Below are 17,429 nucleotides of genomic sequence, written 5' to 3' on the forward strand. Positions count from 1 at the left end.
CACCACCGCGGCGGCCCGGCCGGCCCGGCGGGTGGGAGTCGTCACGGGTGACGTGCGGGGGAGGGGGGACACGGTGCCTCACTCTCTGAGCGGTCCGCGACGGGACCCGGGCGCGGCGACCCCAAGGGCCGGCGACCCGGGCTCCGTCCCGTAGCCTCGACGGGTTGGAGCCTCTCGCCTGCCGCAGGTGCTCCGGCTCGTCGGGGATCCCGACCTACGGTTGCGGGTCAGCGCCGGACTCGGACCGGCTTCCCCTGCTGGCAGGACGTACACGAGAAGTGCCGCGGTGGGCGCGACCCGCCCACGGTACCGCCTCACCGACACCTCGGGTTGCCCCCGACCACGCGGTCCGCTTGGGTCGGGCCCGTGCCCCGAGCACACCCCTCACCACCTGGAGGTACCAGTGCGCATCTACACCAAGGCCGGGGACGACGGCACCACCGGACTGTTCCTGGGCGGGCGCGTCCGCAAGTCCGACGCACTGATGGAGGCGTGCGGCGACCTGGACGAGGCGGTCGCCGTCCTCGGCCTGGCCCGCTCACAGGCCCCCTCACCCCTGGACGAGTCGCTCCTGGCCCGCCAGCGCGAGCTGTTCGTGGTGGCCGCAGACCTCGCCACCAACCCCGACCACCGGGACCGCCTGGTCCCAGGGGTGTCGCTCGTCACCGACGAGATGGTCACAGAACTGGAGCACCTGATCGACCAGGCCGTGGCGCGACGGCCGCTGCGCCCGGTCTTCGTGGTCCCCGGCGCGACGCCGCTCTCGGCCGCGCTGGACCACGCCCGGACCGTCATCAGGCGGGCTGAGCGCCACAGCGTCGCCACCGCCGAGCTGCACCCCGTCAGCCCCGACGTGCTGCGCTACCTCAACAGGCTGTCGGACCTGGTCTTCGTCCTCGCCCGCGAGGCCGCCGGCGACGCGGAGGAGCCACCGAGCCACGAGTGACCACCGGCACCGGGGTGAACTTGCCCGCGGCGCACCTGCACGGACGCGCAGCGGGCACGAACCGGGAGACTATGGTCGAGGGGCCCGTGGTAGAGGCGGGCCCGGACCTCGGGAGGCGGCAGCCGTGTCGTTCGATCTGGACCCCTGCCGGGTGCACGCCGACTCCGGCGAGCTCCTGGCGGAGGGCTTCGTGCGCGAGCACGAGGACGACCGACTCGTCGTCGAGGCCGAGAACTTCTCCGGGCGTTGGCTCGAACCCGGCGACCCGGCCGTGGTCCAGGTCATGAGCGCGCTGCGGGGCCAGTGCACCTACGACGCGACCGTGGCGTGGGCCGCCGCCGGTCGCGTCGAGCTGCACGGCCTGCGGTTGCAGGCCTCGGTCCAGCAACGTGCCGCGGTGAGGGTCCCGACCGCCATCGCGGTCCCGGTCACCCACGTCGTCCGGGACGGCGTCCCCGAGTCGCTCGAGGAGCCGATCCAGGTGGTCGTGGTCGACATCAGCGCCCACGGGGTACGGCTCATGTCCGCCGACCCGATCGAACCGGAGACCCGCCTACGGCTGCGCCTGCCCGTCGCCACCCCACCACTGGACCTCATGGTCCGGGTCCTTCGTCACACCGAGGCCCCCCGCGGCTGGGCACACGGCTGCAGGTTCGACCGCATCAGCGAACGGGACGAGGACGTGCTGTTCAGATTCGTCCTGTCCGAGCAACGCCGACGACGGGCCCAGCACCTCGACATGGCTTGACCGCTCAAATGCACGCCCCGACCCGGGTTATCGTGGAGGGAGGGGTGACCCTCACCCGGACCGACGACGCCCGGAGGAGCAGGATGAGTGCCGGCAGCCGCCACAAGCCCAAGGACGAGCGCAAGGAACGGATCGCCCAGATCCAGGCCCAGCAGCGCAGGGCCGAGCAGCGACGCACCTGGATGATCATCGGGATCGCCGGTGCCGTCGCGGTCGCACTCATCGTGCCCGCAGCGTTCCTCATCATCAACGAGCAGCGTGCGCAGAACGAGGTCCTGGCCGCCGCAGAGGAGCCGATCGAGGGCGTCCAGGAGTTCCCCGACCTCGACCGTGAGCACATCACCGGCCAGATGCAGTACGAGCAGACCCCACCCGTCGGCGGACCCCACAACGCCATCTGGAAGAACTGCGGCTTCTACGACGAGCCCGTCAGCGACGTGCACGCGGTCCACTCCCTCGAGCACGGTGCCGTGTGGGTGACCTACGACCCCGAGCTCCCCGCGGCCGACCTGCGCCACCTCGAGGCGCTCGCGGACCGGCACTCGTTCCTGCTCGTGAGCCCGTACGAGGGTCTCGCGAGCCCGGTGGTGGCCAGTGCCTGGGGCCTGCAGGTCGAGCTCGACGGCGTCGACGACGAGCGCCTCGAGCCGTTCATCGTCCGTTACATCCAGGGACCTCAGACCCCTGAGCCGGGTGCGGCCTGCCACGGTGGTGTCGGGGCGTGAGCAGCACCCCCGGCACAGGCACGCGGCCACCCCGGGTGGTGCTGGTCGCCGTGGCCCTCGTAGCGCTGGCAGCGGGGCTGGCTGGCGGGATGCTCCTGGCGTCCGGGCTGCTCACCTCGAGCACACCTCCGGAGGGCTCGGCCGAGGCGGGGTTCGCCCGTGACATGGACGCCCACCACGACCAGGCCGTGCAGATGGCGACCCTGGTCCGGGACCGGAGCCAGGACGAGACGATCCGCAGCCTCGCCCTGGACATGGTGCTGACCCAGCGCCAGCAGCAGGGGCAGATGTTCGGGTGGCTGGCCAGCTGGGGGTTGCCGCCTGCCTCCACCGAGATCATGGCCTGGATGGGGGACCACCACAGCGTCCAGGGCCTCTCCCAGATGCCCGGCATGGCCACGCCCGAGCAGCTGGACGCTCTGCGACAGGCCGAGGCCGTCGAGGCGGAGCGGATCTTCCTGGCACTGATGATCCCGCACCACGAGGGCGGGGTCGAGATGGCCGAAGCCGTCCTCGAGCTCAGCGAGCGCCCGGAGGTCCGTCGGCTCGCGAGCTCCATCGTCGAGGGGCAGACCGCGGAGATCGACGTCCTTCGAATGCTGCTGGACGAACGTGGGGGCCCGCCCGAGGGCCTGTGACCCCTTCTCAGCCCTCGTGGTCGCTGCGCCGCGGGCGTCGCTGCGGCGCAGTTGTGGGTCGGCCGCTACGGTGATGGGTGCCAGGGTGGGCCGTGGTGCGTGCTGCTGTCCTGGCCCGTGGGCCCTGGTCGACCTGGATGCGCAGCGCACGCCCGGCGACCTTCGCGCCGCCGATCCTGCGGAACGCCTCGGGGGTCAGGTCGGCGGTGATCTCCACGAGGCTGAAGCTGGCGAAGATCTCGATCTTCCCGAGGTCCTTGCCCCGCAGCCCACCTTCACCGGTGATCGCACCGACGATCGCCTCGGGGCGGGCACCGTGGTTGCGTCCCACGGCGAGTCGGTAGCGGGTGCCGGTGGCGGCACGCCGGACGGCCGTGCGGGCCCGCTCCTCGCTGGTGAAGGAGATCCGGCCGTCGTCCCCCCGGCGTGCACCGCGGTTCTGCTGGAGCGCGGTGGGCTCGATCTCCTCGGCGCGGGAGCCCGGCCCGTCGTCGCCCACGGCCAGTGCGGCCAACGTCGCCGTCACGTCCAGCAGGGTGACGTCGTGCTCGGCGACGTGACGCTCGACGAGCTCGCGGTACATCTCGAGCCGTCCCGCAGCGAGCCGCTCCTCGGACCTGCCGAGCAGGGCCTTGACCCGGTGCTCGGAGACCTGCGCGGGCGTGGGGACCGTGACCTCTTCCAGGCGTTGACGGATGGTCCGCTCGATGGACCTGAGGCGCCCCTGCTCGTGGGGCGTGACGAACGTCATGGCCTGTCCCGTGCGGCCCGCCCGACCGGTGCGCCCGATCCGGTGCACGTAGGACTCCGGCTCTGTGGGCACGTCGAAGTTCACCACCAGGCCGATGCGGTCCACGTCCAGGCCGCGGGCTGCGACGTCGGTGGCGACGAGGACGTCGAGGGTCCCAGCGCGCAGCCGCTCCACGATCCGCTCACGGTCCTTCTGCGCGACGTCCCCGCTGATCGTCGCCGCCGAGAGGCCCTTGGCCACCAGCGCGGCCCCCACCTCGTCGGCCGCTCCCCGGGTGCGGGTGAACACGATGGTCGCGGGGGCGTCGGTGACGGCCAGCACGCGCGCGAGGGCACCCGTCTTGTGGCGATGAGGGACGACGGCGAAGGTCTGGCGGACGTTCGCGACGGTCGAGGACTGCCGGCTGACCTCGACGCGGACGGGGTCGGTGAGGTGCTGCGCGGCGACCCGCACGATCGGCGGCGGCATGGTCGCCGAGAACAGCGCGACCTGCCGTTCGGCGGGTGCACGGGAGACGATGGACTCCACGTCCTCGGCGAAACCCATGCGGAGCATCTCGTCGGCCTCGTCCAGGACGAGGAACCTGACGGCGTCCAGCTTCAGCGTGCGCCTGTCGAGGTGGTCGATCACGCGCCCGGGAGTCCCGACGACGACCTGGGCACCCCGGGCCAGGGCGCGTTGTTGGGGGAGGAACGGTGCCCCGCCGTAGACGGGCACGACGGTGAGGCCACGGAGGTTGCGTGCGAACGACTCGAGCGCCTCTGCCACCTGCATCGCGAGCTCGCGGGTGGGGGTGAGGACCAGGGCCTGCACCTCCCCGACCGCGGGGTCGACCGCGGCCAGCAGGGGCAGGCCGAAGGCCGCGGTCTTGCCGGTGCCGGTCTGCGCGACGCCGGTGAGGTCCCGACCTGCGAGCAGCGGGGGGATGGCCTCGGCCTGGATGGGGGTGGGCCGGGTGAACCCCAGGTCCAGGACCGCGTCGAGCAGGGCACGGGGCAGGCCGAGGTCGACGAGGTCGGGCTCGGTCGCCGGAGCGGGGGCGTCGACGGCGGTGGGTCGGTCCTCGGGGGACCCGGGCACGGTGCTGGCCACGGAGGGGCTCCAGGGTGTTGCGGGGCGTCGGGCAGGAGCGGTGGGGCGGACGATCCACGGCCCCGGCCTCGAGTTCGGCGGCCCGACGGCATCGCCCTGGTGGGGCTGCGTGCCGGGTCCGGCATGAGGTGAAGAGCTCCGTGGGCCGATCCTAGGCGCTCTGACGCGTGCGCCACACCTACCGCCCAGAACAATCTCAGAGGGTGGTTTTGATAAGTACAACTCCCTGGGCTTGTTCACCGGTCGGCGTGCGGGCTGGGATGATGCGCACGTGAGCCCCCAGCAGCTGCACGACCCGACCCGCCGCGACTTCGCGTCCGACAACTACGCCGGCGCCCACCCCGAGGTCGTCGCCGCCGTCGCCGCCGCCAACGGCGGGCACCAGCCCGCCTACGGCGCCGATGCCTACACCGCGCGCCTGACCGAGATGGTCGGGGAGCTGCTCGGAGGACCGGTCGAGGTGTACCCGGTGTTCAACGGCACCGGTGCCAACGTCCTGGCGCTCCAGGCCATGCTCCCTCGGTGGGGGGCCGTCGTGTGCGCCGAGACGGCCCACGTCAACACCGACGAGAACGGCGCCCCGGAGAGGGTCGGCGGCATCAAGCTCCTCACGGTCCCCACCCCCGACGGGAAGCTCACCCCCGAGCTCGTGGACCGCCAGGCGTGGGGGTGGGGCGACGAGCACCGCGCCCAGCCCCTGGTCCTGTCGCTCACCCAGACCACCGAGCTGGGCACCTGCTACACCCTGGACGAGCTGCGCGCCCTGTGCGACCACGCGCACGCTCTCGGGATGCGTGTGCACGTCGACGGCGCTCGCCTGGCCAACGCGGCCGCGACCCTCGGGACGGACCTCGCCGCACCGACCGCCGGTGTCGACGTGCTGTCCCTGGGTGGCACCAAGAACGGCACCCTCGGGGCCGAGGCCGTCGTCGTGCTCGACCCCGACGCCGCGCAGGGTCTGCGCTACCTGCGCAAGACCTCGATGCAGCTCGGCTCGAAGATGCGCTTCGTCTCCGCCCAGCTCCTGACCCTGCTCGAGGACGACCTGTGGCTGCGGTCCGCGAGCCACGCCAACTCCATGGCCCTGCGCCTCGCCGACGCCGTCACGGACGTGCCCGGGGTCGAGGTCGTCCACCCCGTCCAGGCGAACGCGGTGTTCGCCGCCCTGCAGCCGGGTCACGCCGACCGCCTGCGCGAGCACGCCCACTTCTACGACTGGGACCGTCCCAGGGGCGTCGTGCGCTGGATGTGCTCCTTCGACACCACGCCCGAGGACGTCGACGCGTTCGCCCGGGCCGTCGCCGAGACGGCCTGACCTCACCGTCCCGTCGCCCTGGCCGCCGTCGGGGCGGGAACGGGCGACGTCACCCGGTCGGCAGGACCCCCGCATCGATCAGCCTCAGGGCCAGGGCGTTCCCGTCGCCGCCGTGCACCACCAGCGGCCCGCCCTCCCACGGCACCCGCGGGGCTTCCTCGAACGGCGCCGGGGTCCCGTGCGCGAGCACCTGCTCGGCCGGCGTCAGCTGACGCACCGCGATCACCTGCACCCGACCGGGGTGCTCCAGGGCGGTGTCACGGTAGATCGCCGGGTCGTGCTGACCGTCGTCCCCGACCAGGACCCACCGCACCTGCGGCAGCTCACGCATCAGGCGCCTCAGGGCCTGACGCTTGTGGTCCTGCCCGGAGCGGAACCACCCCGTGTTCGTCGGGCCCCAGTCGGTCAGCAGCAGGGGACCGGCCGGGTAGCCGCTGCGCTGCAGGAAGCGCCGCAGCGCGGGCGCCACGTTCCACGCACCCGTGGACAGGTAGAACGTCGGCCCGTCCGGGTTCGCAGCCTGCCACCGCCGGTACAGGTGCGCCATGCCCGGGACCACCCGTCGGGCGCTCTCGTGCAGGACCAGGCTGTTCCAGGCCGCCAGCAGCGGACGGGGGAGTGCGGTCACCATCACCGTGTCGTCGATGTCGCTCAGCAGCGCGGTCGTCGGCTCAGGCCCCACCACCAGCACCGGCGCGGTGGTGCGACCCGCACCCGCGCCCAGACCGATCTGGTGCCACCCGGGTGCCAGGTCCGCGGGCAGGACCGCGTCCACGTACCCGCCGCGGTCCGCCCGCACCACGTGCGTGACGTCACCGACGGTCACCTCGACCTCGGCGTGCGCCACCTGGGCGGTGACGAAGCTGCGCCACCCCCGGACCGCACGTCGCGCAGATCCTGCGTCGCGCTCGGACACCTGTGCCGACGTGGTCCGGGGTGAGGCGAGCAGGGTGCGGCCCAGCACCCGCACCCACCCGTTCGTCCCGTACCCGGTGTACGCCTCGACCCGGGGCTCCCACCCACGCCGGCGCAGCCGCCGGGTCACCGTCCGCATCGCCCGGTCCTCCAGGCGGGCCGCACCGTGGGGCCTGCTGCTGCGCTGCTCCTCGCTCACGCCCTGCTCCGCGTCGTCCACGACGCCCGAGTCTGGCAGGCCCTGGTGAACGGCGCGCGACGCCGCCCCGACCTGCGGCGCGCGCCACCGCCGGGTAGGAAGGGCTCGTGACCACCATCGGCTTCCACGCCTCCCACGAGCAGGTGCACCCCCGCGACCTGCTCCGTGCCGTGCGCCGGGCCGAGGAGGCCGGCTTCGGTGCCGCCATGTGCTCGGACCACGTCGCCCCCTGGAGCGAACGGCAGGGCCAGTCCGGCTTCGCCTGGTCCTGGCTCGGCGCGGCACTGGCCACCACCGAGATGCGGTTCGGCGTGGTCAACGCCCCGGGCCAGCGATACCACCCCGCCGTCGTGGCCCAGGCGATCGGCACCCTGGGCGCCATGTTCCCGGGCCGGTTCTGGGCGGCGCTCGGCTCGGGGGAGAACATGAACGAGCACATCACCGGCGAACGCTGGCCTCCCAAGGACGTCCGCGACGCGCGCCTGGAGGAGTGCGTGGACGTCATCCGCCGACTCCTGGACGGCCACGAGGTCAGTCACGACGGCCTGGTGACGGTGGACCGGGCCCGGCTCTGGACCCGCCCCGAGACGCCGCCACCTCTGATCGGGCCGGCGGTCACCGCCGCCACCGCCCGCCGTCTGGCCGGGTGGGCGGACGGGATCGTCACGATCAACCAGGACCGCGCCTCCCTGGTGGAGCTGCTCGAGGGCTACCGGGAGGCCGGCGGGACCGGGCCGGCGGTGCTGCAGGTGCACCTGTCCTGGCACCGCGACCGTGCGACGGCCGAGCGGATCGCGATGGACCAGTGGCGCACCAACGTGTTCGACCCGCCGGTCTGCTGGGACCTGGAGACGCCCGAGCACTTCGACGTCGCCGCCGGGCACGTCCGCCTGGAGGACGTGCACGAGGCCGTCGTGATCGCCGACAGCACCGAGGAGCACGTCGAGCGCCTCGGTGAGCTCATCGACCTCGGCTTCGACGAGGTGTACCTGCACCACGTGGGCGTGGAGCAGGACGACTTCATCGACACCTTCGGCGCCCACGTCCTGCCGCAGCTGACCTCACCCGAGACCGTCGGCGACCGCCCGTAGCGCGACCTCGTCGCCCTGCACCAGCAGGGTCGTCACCACGGTGCCGCGCCAGGTGGACACCCGCTCCGCGATGCGTTCCCGGGGCCCGACCAGCGCGACCTCGTCCACGAGCTCCACCGGGACCGCGGCCGCGGCCTCCTCACGGCGCCCCGCGGCGTACAGGTCGGCCACCCGTGCCGCGGCCTGCTCGTAGCCCAGCCGCTCGACGGCCTCACGGTGGAAGTTCGCCGAGCGGGCCCCCATCCCACCCACGTACAGGGCGATGAAGGGCCGGACCGCGTCGGCGGCCGTCTCCACGTCGTCGTGCACGACCACCGGGACCGTCGCCGCCACCTCGAACCGGTCCTGCCCCGGCAGTCGCGGGTCGCGCCGCGCGAAGCCGTCGGCGAGCCACTGCCGGTACGTGTGGTCCAGGCGAGGGGCCACCAGCAGCGGCAACCACCCCTCGGCGATCTCAGCGGCGAGCGCCACGTTGCGCGGGCCCTGGGCAGCGAGGTGGATCGGGAGGTCCGCCCGCAACGGACGCACCGTCGAGCGGAGCGGCCGCCCCAGACCCGTACCCCCGGGGTAGGGCAGCTGGACGAACCGGCCCGCCGAGGTGACGGGCTCCTCGCGGCGCAGGACCTGCCGGACCACGTCCACGTACTCCCTGGTCCGGGCCAGGGGGCGGGGGTAGGCGCTGCCGTACCACCCCTCCACGACCTGCGGGCCGGAGACCCCGAGACCCAGGACGAACCGCCCTCCGGACAGGTGGTCCATGGTCATGGCCGCCATGGCCGTCGCCGTGGGCGTCCGGGCTGCCATCTGCACGACGGCTGTCCCGAGCCGCAGCCGGCGGGTCCGGGATCCCCACCACGCGAGCGGGGTCAGGGCGTCGGACCCGTAGGCCTCGGCCGTCCACACCGAGTCCAGGCCCAGGTCCTCCACCGTCGCGACCTGGCGCTCGGCGTCCGGTGGGGGACCGGAGCCCCAGTACCCCAGGTGCAGACCCACGCGCATGACGACCTCCTGTCGGCGACACTGCCGGGAGCCAGCATCGCACCCTCGCCTCGCCGTGGGCGCGACCGTCGGCCCCCCGCGCCCGGGCCCGCCCGTAGGATCGGTGCTGAGCAGGGGCAACGAGCGCGGAGGATCAGTGACAGAGGTGGGCACACCCGGACGTACCGCCCCGACGGGGCCGGCACCTGAGCGGGTCCTGACGCTGCCCAACCTGATCAGCGCCTCACGGCTGGCACTGGTGCCGGTCTTCGCGTGGCTCGCCCTGGCCGGCCAGGACCTGTGGGCGCTGGCGGTGCTCGCCGTCGCCGGTGCGTCCGACTGGCTGGACGGTGTCCTCGCCCGGCGCCTGGACCAGCGATCCCGGCTCGGGGAGCTGCTCGACCCCTCCGCCGACCGCCTGTTCATCCTGGTCACCCTGGTCGTGCTGACTGTCCGTGACGTCGTCCCGCTGTGGCTCGTGCTCGCCGTCGTGGGTCGGGACCTCCTGCTGGCGCTGGTCCTTCTGGTGCTCACCTTCAGCCACGTCGGCCCGCTGCCGGTGCACTTCGTCGGCAAGGCCGGCACGTTCGCGCTCCTCTACGCCTTCCCCCTGCTGCTGCTGGCCCAGTGGGCGGGTGCGGTGGGCGACACCGCCGGGGTGATCGGCTGGGCGTTCGCGTGGTGGGGGGTAGGCCTGTACTGGCTCGCCGCGATGATCTACCTGCGGCAGGGGTTCGGTGAGGTCGTGCGCCGCCGGAGACGCGCGTGAGCGGACCGGACCGCAGACGACCGGGGCAGCACGCGGCCCCGACGCCGGACGCGTCGATGCAGATCCTCGACGGCGTGATGTACCGGCCGGTCGACACCTCGCCGCGACCGGGCCGAGGACCCTCGACGGGGCCGGGACGCACCCGACGTGCTGCGGTCCACCTGGCCCTCGCCCTGGCCCTCGGCCTGCTGACCGCGGTGGCGGTGGGGTCCCTGCGAGCCCCCCAGCCGGCAGCGACCGAAGGGCACAACCTGCTGCAGGAGCAGATCGTGGACCGCACCGAGCTGGTGGAGGCGCTGCGCGCGGAGACCGCGGTGCTCGCGGCCGAGATCCGCGAGCTCCAGAACGAGGCGCTCGGCGCCGGGGACCCCGCACTGGTGGAGGCGTTGGAGCAGATCGAGCTGATCTCCGGTGCCGTGGCGGTCCAGGGCGACGGGGTCGTGGTCGAGCTCGACGACGCGCCCCCCGCCGACGGGCGTAGCTCGCCGGCCTCCCGCGTGCAGGACATCGACCTGCAGATCGTGACGAACGCGCTGTGGGCGGCCGGGGCTGAGGCCGTCGCCATCAACGGCCAGAGGCTCACCTCGGTGAGCGCGATCCGCGGAGCGGGCGAGGCGATCCTGGTGGACCTCCAGCCCTTGATCGCCCCCTACCGGGTCGAGGCGATCGGAGACCCCCGGCGCATGCAGCCGGCCTTCGGCCGCTCTGCGGCGCCCAGTCACCTGTCGACCCTGTCCAACACCTACGGGATCACGAGCTCGGTCCGCAGCGGACGCGACCTCGTCCTTCCAGGAGCGGGCACCAGCGAGCTCCGACATGCGCGGATTCCGCTCGACGATGACGGTGTGACATCGTCTGAGGCGGACGAAAGGACGTCATGATCGCTGTCATCGGACTTCTCGTCGGCGCCCTGATCGGCATCTTCCTGGAGCCGACGGTGCCGTCGGCCCTGCAGCCGTACCTGCCGATCGCCGTGGTCGCGGCACTCGACGCATTGTTCGGCGGGCTGCGGGCCCTGCTCGACGGGACGTTCGACGACCGCGTGTTCCTCGTCTCGTTCCTGTCCAACGTGGTCGTCGCCGCCCTGATCGTGTTCCTGGGTGACCAGCTGGGCGTCGGTACGCAGCTGTCCACCGCCGTGGTGGTGGTCCTGGGGATCCGGATCTTCTCCAACGCCGCGGCCATCCGACGTCACCTCTTCCGGGCCTGACCGTGGCCGAGCACGCCAAGGACGAGCCCCCCGACGCCGAGCGGGTCGAGCCACGACCGGTGTCGGCGTCGTGGAGGACGGTGTGGCGGGCCCTGGCGCTGCGGCCGACCAGGGCCCAGGCGTTGGCCGGCCTGCTGTGCGCCCTGCTCGGCTTCGCGATCGTGGTCCAGGTCCAGCAGAACCGCACCGGTGGGCTGTCGAGCCTGCGCCAGGACGAGCTGGTGCGGATCCTCGACGAGGTCACCCAGCGGTCGGCAGACCTGGAGGAGCAGCTGGCCTCGCTCCGCGCTCAACGCGCCGAGCTCGCCACCGGCACCGACACCGAGCGCGCCGCACGCGAAGCCGCCGAACAGCGCGCCGCTGTCCAGGGGATCCTCGCCGGGCAGCTCCCGGCCGAGGGGTCAGGGGTCGAGCTGGTGATCCAGGAGCAGGAGCCCATCCCCGCGCTCGTCCTCTACAACATCCTCGAAGAGCTGCGGAACGCCGGGGCTGAGGCCGTCCAGCTCCAGGAGCTACGGCTGACGGCCTCGACCTACTTCGTGGACACCGTCGACGGGGTCGAGGTCGACGGTCGGCTGATCTCACCGCCGTACCGTTGGCGCGCGATCGGCAACCCCGACACGATCGTCCCCGCGCTGAACATGCCGGGTGGCGCCCTGGCCCAGGTCCGCAACGCAGGTGGTGTCAGCGACCTGACCGCCGCCGAGCTGGTCGAGGTCGAGGCCACCCGTACCTTGTCACCGCCGGAGCACGCACGTCCGGTCCCGAGCCCGGACGGCGGATGAAAACCTGCCGCCGGGCCTCGCCCCCGCATAGGCTGTCCCCAGAACCAGCAGCGGTGCCCGTCCCTGACGCCGAGGAGGAACAATGACCGGAAGCAACGCGTCGGAGCAGGGGTGGGCCGCCACCGACACCACCATGAGCTTCGGCGAGGGCGTGATCGGCGCGGTCGAGCAGGAGCGCCCGGTTCCGGTCGGTCTCAGCCCCGAGGAGCAGGCTGCCGTCGCAGCGCTGCCCGCGACCTCCGCACTGCTGATCATGCAGCGCGGCCCGAGCGTGGGGGCCCGGTTCCTCCTCGACGCCGAGCGCACCGTCGCCGGCCGCAGCCCTGCTGCCGACATCTTCCTCGACGACGTCACCGTGTCACGCAAGCACGTCGAGTTCGTGCGGGAGGCCGACGGGTTCGTCGTGCGCGACGTCGGCTCCCTGAACGGGACGTACGTCAACCGCACGAGGATCGAGCAGGCGCTGCTGCGCGCCGGTGACGAGGTCCAGGTGGGCAAGTTCCGGATGACGTTCCACCCGAGTCCTGCCCGTGACTCCGCCGGCGTGGGGACCACCGAGGCCTCGCAGGACGTCGGGTCGTGACCTCGGCCGCCGGATCGCAACCAGGTGTCGCGCGGTCCGACGGGTACGGGATCGCGACGGAGGCCTCGGCAGAGCACAGCGGCCCGGGGTGCTGGCCGCGGGGCGTCTCCCGTACGCCTTCGATGCGCATCTCGGACGTGCTCACGGCCCTGCGTGGCGACTTCCCCACGGTCACCCCGTCCAAGCTTCGCTTCCTGGAGGAGCAGGGCCTGGTCGAGCCCGCTCGCAGCGGTGCCGGGTACAGGCAGTACAGCCCCGCGGACGTCGAGCGGCTGCGCCACGTCCTCAGGCTCCAACGCGACCAGTACCTCCCGCTGAAGGTCATCGCCGAGCAGCTCGACGCCCTGGACCACGGGGACGAGATCGAGCCACTGGTGCCGAGGCGTGCGCTGCACGAGGCCCAGGCGCACGAGGCACCACGGGCGACGATCAGCTCGGTCGCGGCACACCGGAACGTCCCTGAGGCGTTCGTGCACGAGCTCGTCGAGGCCGGGATCCTCCGACCCGGACCCCAGGGCGCGCTGGACGCGTGGGCAGGGGAGGTGGTCGACGTCGCCTCGGTCCTGGCCGAGCACGGGATCGACGCGCGACACCTGCGGTCCTTCAGAGCCGCCGCCGACCGCCAGATCGACGTCGTGGAACAGGTCGTGGCGCCGTTGCGGGGGCAGCGTTCGGGCGCTGCCCAGGAACGCGCGGCGTGCGTGGCCGCTGAGCTGGGGGAGCTCTGCGGCCGCCTGCACACCGCGCTGATCCGTTCCGGTACGGCCCACCTCACCTGATCACGCGCACCGGGTGCCGGACCGCGCCTGCGGCCGTACCGTGGGCGCATGCGCCAGGAGGACCGTGTCCAGGTCGAGGTGCTCGGCGTCCGGCGGCAAGGACCGGGGGATCAGGTCGTGGTCCTCCTGCTGGACGTGGAGGGCCGACGCCTGCTGCCCGTGGTCGTCGGAGTCGCCGAGGGCTCAGCCATCGCGACCGCGCAGGCCGGGGTACTCGGGCCGCGCCCGATGACCCACGACCTGCTGGTCTCCGTGCTGGAGGCCACGGGGCGCACCGCCGACCGCGTGGAGATCCACTCCCTCGTCGACGGGGTCTTCCACGCCTCCCTGGTCCTGGACGACGGGACGGTCGTGGACTCCCGTGCCTCGGACGCGGTGGCAGTGGCCGTGCGGGTTCCGTGCCCGGTGGTCTGCGCGAGGGAGGTGCTGGACATCGCAGGTCTGGACGTCGAGCAGCCCGAGCCGGAGAAGCAGGTGGCGCAGTTCCGGTCGTTCCTGGACACCGTCACCCCGGACGACTTCCAGACCGGGCCGGGCGACGAGGGGCGGGGGTGAGGCCGTGCGGGGGATCCCTGCGGACACGTCGGGCAACTCGCCGACGACGTCGTTGACGCTCCCTACCGGCCCGCCTAGCGTGACCGGTGAACGTCCTGCGGAGCCCCTGTCCAGAAGCGGTGCGCCACGTCCGAGGACGCACGAGGGGAGACGCCCGTGAGTGGAACCGGTGAGACCGCCAGGGACTCGGTCGGTGTCCCTCAGCGTGCCCAGGGGCTGCTCTTCGGCGACGAGCTGCCCGACCTGGACACCACGCAGGGCTACCGCGGGCCCACGGCCTGCCGGGCCGCAGGGATCACCTACCGTCAGCTGGACTACTGGGCCAGGACGGGCCTGGTCGAGCCGACCGTGCGCCCGGCGACGGGGTCCGGGACCCATCGCCTGTACAGCTTTCGCGACATCCTGGTGCTGAAGATCGTCAAGCGTCTCCTGGACACCGGCGTGTCGCTCCAGCAGATCCGGACCGCTGTCGGTCACCTGCGTGAGCGCGGGGTCGAGGACCTGGCCCAGATCACGCTGATGAGCGACGGGGCCAGCGTGTACGAGTGCACCTCGGCGGACGAGGTCATCGACCTGGTCCAGGGCGGTCAGGGAGTGTTCGGGATCGCCGTGGGGCGGGTCTGGCGAGAGGTCGAGGGCACCTTGGCCACGCTGCCGACCGAACGTGCCGAGGGCACCTCGGCCGAGGAGACCGACGAGCTGGCACTGCGCCGCCAGGCACGTACCGCCGGCTGACGGCGCAGCACCGCCGGTCTCCGGCTCTGCTTCTCAGCGGCCCCTCAGCCGCGCATGGGCGGCTTCGCTGCGTCCGACTCCGTCGGCGGGATGTCGGGCGCCGGTGCGGTGGCCGGGCTGACCGCTGACGACCCCGACGGCGGGGGAGCGAGGTCGGGGGCGTGACCGGTGGGGTCGCCCTGGGAGGGCGTGGCGCCCTGGTCCAGCTCCTCGCCGCGGACGCGCAGGACCTCCAGCACGGGGGTCCTGTTGCCGTGGGCGCGCTCGAAGGCGGTCAGGACGTCGATCTGGGACCGGTCCAGGGACCGGATGCGGTGCGCGAGCCCGGTGACCGGAAGGTGGTCGTAGTCGGGCAGGGGCAGCTCGTCCCTCGTGGGCACGTCCTCAGCCATGTCGGCTCCTCACGTCGTCGGTCAGGTGCTCATCGACGCTAGGACGGATGCTGGCGGCTCGCACAGCGAGCGGGACGGCACGGCTCGCACAGCGAGCGGGGGAGTGCGCTCAGCGGTCGCGGGCCCGACGCTCCTGCTCGACCTGCCAGGCCCGGGAGAGGAGCAGCAGCCCCCAGCCCACGGAAGCACCGCCCAGGACCAGGATCACCGTGTTCAACCAGACGCCCTCACCGCGGAGCATGGCCGAGAGCTGGTAGACGACGACCACCAGGCCGAGTGCGATGGGCACGACGGCCGTCCACCACCACCGTTCGGTCAACGAGGTCGACCCGCGCTCGGGCGGGGGAGTGCCGCTCATGCCCCGAGTCTGCCACGTGGCGCGGGTGACCCGCTGCATCCTGCTGGAGGCATGATGGGGCGATGAGCGACACCGCGACCGCCGTGCGGCGGCTGGGCGAGGACGACTGGGCGACGTCGGCACGGCTACGTCTCGCAGCCCTGGAGCGCGACCAACGTGCGTTCGGGGCGTCGATCGAGCGGGAGCAGGGCTTCACCGAGAGGCACTGGCGGCTGCGGCTGCGGGGCGGGTGGTGGTTCGTCGGTGCGGTGGACGGGCAGGACGTCGCACTGGCCGGCCTGGTCCAGGAGCCGGGCGCACCGGCGCACGAGCGTCACCTGCACGGGTTGTGGGTCGCGCCGCACGTGCGACGCCGTGGCGTGGCGACCCGACTGGTGGACGCCGCCGTCGAGGCCGCCGTGGACGACGGCGCGTCGACGGTGACCGCCTGGAGCCTGGTCGGTGACGAGGCCGCTGCGCGGACGTTGCGCACGGTCGGCATGACCGTCACCGGCACCACGGCGACGGACCCTCGCGATGCGACTCGCGTGGAGGAGCGGTGGTCCGTGAGCGTCGAGGGAGGGGCGCGAGGATGACACAGGCCCCACAGCCCACGTGTTCTGACATAATGTGCATTATCGGCGTTACGGGTGAGCGGGTGTGAGAAGGGGTTCGGCTCCTGCTCGGACGGCGCCTGCGGACACCGGTGTGCTGCTGCGCCGGATCGCCGGCCTGCTGTCGCCCCACCGCCGCGCACTGACCGGAGTGGCGCTGACGATCGTCGTGGGCTCGGCCCTGGGCATCATCACGCCGTTCCTGACCCAGGCCGTCTTCGACCGGGCGCTGTTCCCGGCCGACGGCACCGGCGTCGACCTGACGCTGCTGGGCTGGCTGGCTGCCGCCATGGTCGCCGTGCCGCTGGTCCAGGCACTCGTCGGGATCGTCCAGACGTACCTGACGACCACCGTCGGCAACCGGGCCATGGCCCAGCTGCGCGAACAGCTGTTCGAGCACCTGCAGCGCATGGAGCTGGCGTTCTTCACCTCCACACGCACGGGCACGATCCAGTCGCGCCTGGCCAACGACGTGGGCGGGGTCAGGTCGGTCCTGACCACGACCGCCTCAGGCATCCTGTCGAACACCGTCACCGTGCTGGCCTCGTTGATCGCGATGCTCCTGCTGTCGTGGCAGCTCACACTGGTCTCGGTCGCGCTGCTGCCGGTCTTCCTGGTGCTCCAACGACGTGTCGGTGCCCGCCGGCAGGAGCTGGCGCGGCGGGCCCAGGAGTCGCTGTCGGACATGACCGCGATCACCGAGGAGTCGCTCAGCGTCTCCGGGATCCTGCTGTCCAAGGTGTTCAACCGTGCCGACACCGAGGTCGCGCGCTACCGCGAGGAGAACGAGCGCCAGGTCGACCTGCAGGTCAGGCAGGCCATGGCCGGTCAAGGGTTCTTCGCCGTCGTCACGGCCTTCATGGCGATCACCCCGGCCCTGGTGTACGTCACCGCCGGCTACATGCTCGTCGGCGGCGTGGCCGTCTCCGCCGGGACCCTGGTCGCGTTCTCCACCCTCCAGGCGCGACTCCTGATGCCCCTGGTCTCGCTCATGCGGGTGGCGCTGGACGTCCAGACGTCGCTGGCGCTGTTCCGGCGCATCTTCGAGTACCTGGACCTGCGGCCGGCCGTCGTGGACCGCGCCGGGGCCGTGCCCCTGCCCGAGGTGCGCGGCGAGATCGAGCTGCGTGACGTCTGGTTCCGGTACCCCCCGCCGCACCGCCTCACCGCACCAGGCCCCTCAGCGGCCGAGGGGTCGGCGGTGCGCGTGGGACGCGCGGGCATGTGGGCGGCCTCCGGGGTGCTCCCGACGGCTGCCGGCCTGGCCCACGC

Annotated in this window: 21 protein-coding genes; 16 read left to right on the forward strand and 5 right to left on the reverse strand. The window is 72.7% G+C overall.

Annotation, left to right across the window (positions count from 1 at the left end):
- Positions 1 to 403 precede the first annotated feature (403 nt).
- The 4 genes from N869_RS06210 to N869_RS06225 all read left to right on the forward strand — a co-directional run bounded on the left by N869_RS06210 (position 404) and on the right by N869_RS06225 (position 3,057).
- Positions 404 to 946: a cob(I)yrinic acid a,c-diamide adenosyltransferase gene (locus N869_RS06210; protein ID WP_035059312.1), complete on the forward strand. Its 543-nt coding sequence runs from the start codon at positions 404 to 406 to the stop codon at positions 944 to 946.
- 124 nt (positions 947 to 1,070) lie between these two features.
- On the forward strand, positions 1,071 to 1,694 hold the full coding sequence (locus N869_RS06215; RefSeq protein WP_035059313.1) for a flagellar brake protein: 624 nt from the start codon (positions 1,071 to 1,073) through the stop codon (positions 1,692 to 1,694).
- Between the two features lie 83 nt (positions 1,695 to 1,777).
- Positions 1,778 to 2,419 (forward strand): DUF3105 domain-containing protein, encoded by a 642-nt coding sequence (locus N869_RS06220; protein ID WP_035059329.1) that lies wholly within the window; start codon positions 1,778 to 1,780, stop codon positions 2,417 to 2,419.
- Positions 2,416 to 3,057 (forward strand): DUF305 domain-containing protein, encoded by a 642-nt coding sequence (locus tag N869_RS06225; RefSeq protein WP_232229629.1) that lies wholly within the window; start codon positions 2,416 to 2,418, stop codon positions 3,055 to 3,057. Before N869_RS06220 ends, N869_RS06225 begins: the two co-directional genes overlap by 4 nt.
- A gap of 7 nt (positions 3,058 to 3,064) precedes the next feature.
- On the opposite strand, the gene N869_RS06230 is transcribed toward N869_RS06225, so the two are convergent.
- Entirely contained in the window at positions 3,065 to 4,900 is a 1,836-nt protein-coding gene (locus N869_RS06230) for a DEAD/DEAH box helicase (RefSeq protein WP_084136533.1), read from the reverse strand.
- Between the two features lie 271 nt (positions 4,901 to 5,171).
- Between N869_RS06230 and N869_RS06235 the strand changes: the two genes are divergently transcribed.
- Positions 5,172 to 6,215, forward strand: coding sequence for a threonine aldolase family protein (locus tag N869_RS06235; RefSeq protein WP_035059314.1), 1,044 nt, complete (start codon positions 5,172 to 5,174; stop codon positions 6,213 to 6,215).
- A gap of 49 nt (positions 6,216 to 6,264) precedes the next feature.
- Here the strand turns inward: N869_RS06235 and N869_RS06240 are convergent, their stop codons facing one another.
- Positions 6,265 to 7,350: an App1 family protein gene (locus tag N869_RS06240; RefSeq protein ID WP_052105148.1), complete on the reverse strand. Its 1,086-nt coding sequence runs from the start codon at positions 7,348 to 7,350 to the stop codon at positions 6,265 to 6,267.
- Between the two features lie 86 nt (positions 7,351 to 7,436).
- On the opposite strand from N869_RS06240, the gene N869_RS06245 reads away from it, so the two are divergent.
- On the forward strand, positions 7,437 to 8,420 hold the full coding sequence (locus N869_RS06245) for a TIGR03885 family FMN-dependent LLM class oxidoreductase (RefSeq protein WP_035059315.1): 984 nt from the start codon (positions 7,437 to 7,439) through the stop codon (positions 8,418 to 8,420).
- Here the strand turns inward: N869_RS06245 and N869_RS06250 are convergent.
- Positions 8,391 to 9,419 carry an LLM class F420-dependent oxidoreductase gene (locus N869_RS06250; protein WP_035059316.1) on the reverse strand — a complete coding sequence of 343 codons (1,029 nt, stop codon included), beginning with the start codon at positions 9,417 to 9,419 and terminating at the stop codon, positions 8,391 to 8,393. The genes N869_RS06245 and N869_RS06250 overlap by 30 nt on opposite strands.
- Positions 9,420 to 9,555: 136 nt before the next feature.
- Here N869_RS06250 and N869_RS06255 point away from each other — a divergent pair, with 136 nt between their 5' ends.
- The 8 genes from N869_RS06255 (at position 9,556) to N869_RS06290 (ending at position 14,814) form a co-directional block, all read left to right on the forward strand.
- Positions 9,556 to 10,167: a CDP-alcohol phosphatidyltransferase family protein gene (locus tag N869_RS06255; protein ID WP_232229630.1), complete on the forward strand. Its 612-nt coding sequence runs from the start codon at positions 9,556 to 9,558 to the stop codon at positions 10,165 to 10,167.
- The gene (locus tag N869_RS06260; protein WP_052105150.1) at positions 10,164 to 11,048 is read left to right on the forward strand and encodes a DUF881 domain-containing protein; all 885 of its coding nucleotides are present in this window, start codon (positions 10,164 to 10,166) and stop codon (positions 11,046 to 11,048) included. Before N869_RS06255 ends, N869_RS06260 begins: the two co-directional genes overlap by 4 nt.
- Positions 11,045 to 11,377, forward strand: a complete 333-nt coding sequence (locus N869_RS06265) for a small basic family protein (protein WP_035059317.1) — start codon at positions 11,045 to 11,047, stop codon at positions 11,375 to 11,377. Before N869_RS06260 ends, N869_RS06265 begins: the two co-directional genes overlap by 4 nt.
- Before the next feature lie 2 nt (positions 11,378 to 11,379).
- Positions 11,380 to 12,162 carry a DUF881 domain-containing protein gene (locus tag N869_RS06270; protein WP_052105151.1) on the forward strand — a complete coding sequence of 261 codons (783 nt, stop codon included), beginning with the start codon at positions 11,380 to 11,382 and terminating at the stop codon, positions 12,160 to 12,162.
- An 82-nt stretch (positions 12,163 to 12,244) separates the two neighbouring features.
- Entirely contained in the window at positions 12,245 to 12,745 is a 501-nt protein-coding gene (locus N869_RS06275) for an FHA domain-containing protein (RefSeq protein WP_052105152.1), read from the forward strand.
- Between the two features lie 122 nt (positions 12,746 to 12,867).
- Positions 12,868 to 13,524, forward strand: coding sequence for a transcriptional regulator FtsR (gene ftsR, locus N869_RS06280; protein WP_035059345.1), 657 nt, complete (start codon positions 12,868 to 12,870; stop codon positions 13,522 to 13,524).
- Positions 13,525 to 13,572: 48 nt separating this feature from the next.
- On the forward strand, positions 13,573 to 14,079 hold the full coding sequence (locus N869_RS06285; RefSeq protein ID WP_035059319.1) for a bifunctional nuclease family protein: 507 nt from the start codon (positions 13,573 to 13,575) through the stop codon (positions 14,077 to 14,079).
- Between the two features lie 156 nt (positions 14,080 to 14,235).
- Positions 14,236 to 14,814, forward strand: a complete 579-nt coding sequence (locus N869_RS06290) for a MerR family transcriptional regulator (protein WP_035059321.1) — start codon at positions 14,236 to 14,238, stop codon at positions 14,812 to 14,814.
- Positions 14,815 to 14,858: 44 nt separating this feature from the next.
- On the opposite strand, the gene N869_RS06295 is transcribed toward N869_RS06290, so the two are convergent.
- Both N869_RS06295 and N869_RS06300 read right to left on the reverse strand, forming a co-directional pair.
- Entirely contained in the window at positions 14,859 to 15,206 is a 348-nt protein-coding gene (locus N869_RS06295; protein WP_035059323.1) for a hypothetical protein, read from the reverse strand.
- Positions 15,207 to 15,315: 109 nt separating this feature from the next.
- Positions 15,316 to 15,564 (reverse strand): hypothetical protein, encoded by a 249-nt coding sequence (locus tag N869_RS06300; protein WP_035059325.1) that lies wholly within the window; start codon positions 15,562 to 15,564, stop codon positions 15,316 to 15,318.
- A 62-nt stretch (positions 15,565 to 15,626) separates the two neighbouring features.
- On the opposite strand from N869_RS06300, the gene N869_RS06305 reads away from it, so the two are divergent.
- Both N869_RS06305 and N869_RS06310 read left to right on the forward strand, forming a co-directional pair.
- Positions 15,627 to 16,139 (forward strand): GNAT family N-acetyltransferase, encoded by a 513-nt coding sequence (locus N869_RS06305; RefSeq protein ID WP_035059327.1) that lies wholly within the window; start codon positions 15,627 to 15,629, stop codon positions 16,137 to 16,139.
- Positions 16,140 to 16,251: 112 nt separating this feature from the next.
- The coding region (locus N869_RS06310) for an ABC transporter ATP-binding protein (RefSeq protein WP_232229631.1) at positions 16,252 to 17,429 on the forward strand (1,178 nt) is incomplete at its 3' end.

This window comes from Cellulomonas bogoriensis 69B4 = DSM 16987 (genome assembly GCF_000767165.1).
GTDB lineage: Bacteria > Actinomycetota > Actinomycetes > Actinomycetales > Cellulomonadaceae > Actinotalea > Actinotalea bogoriensis.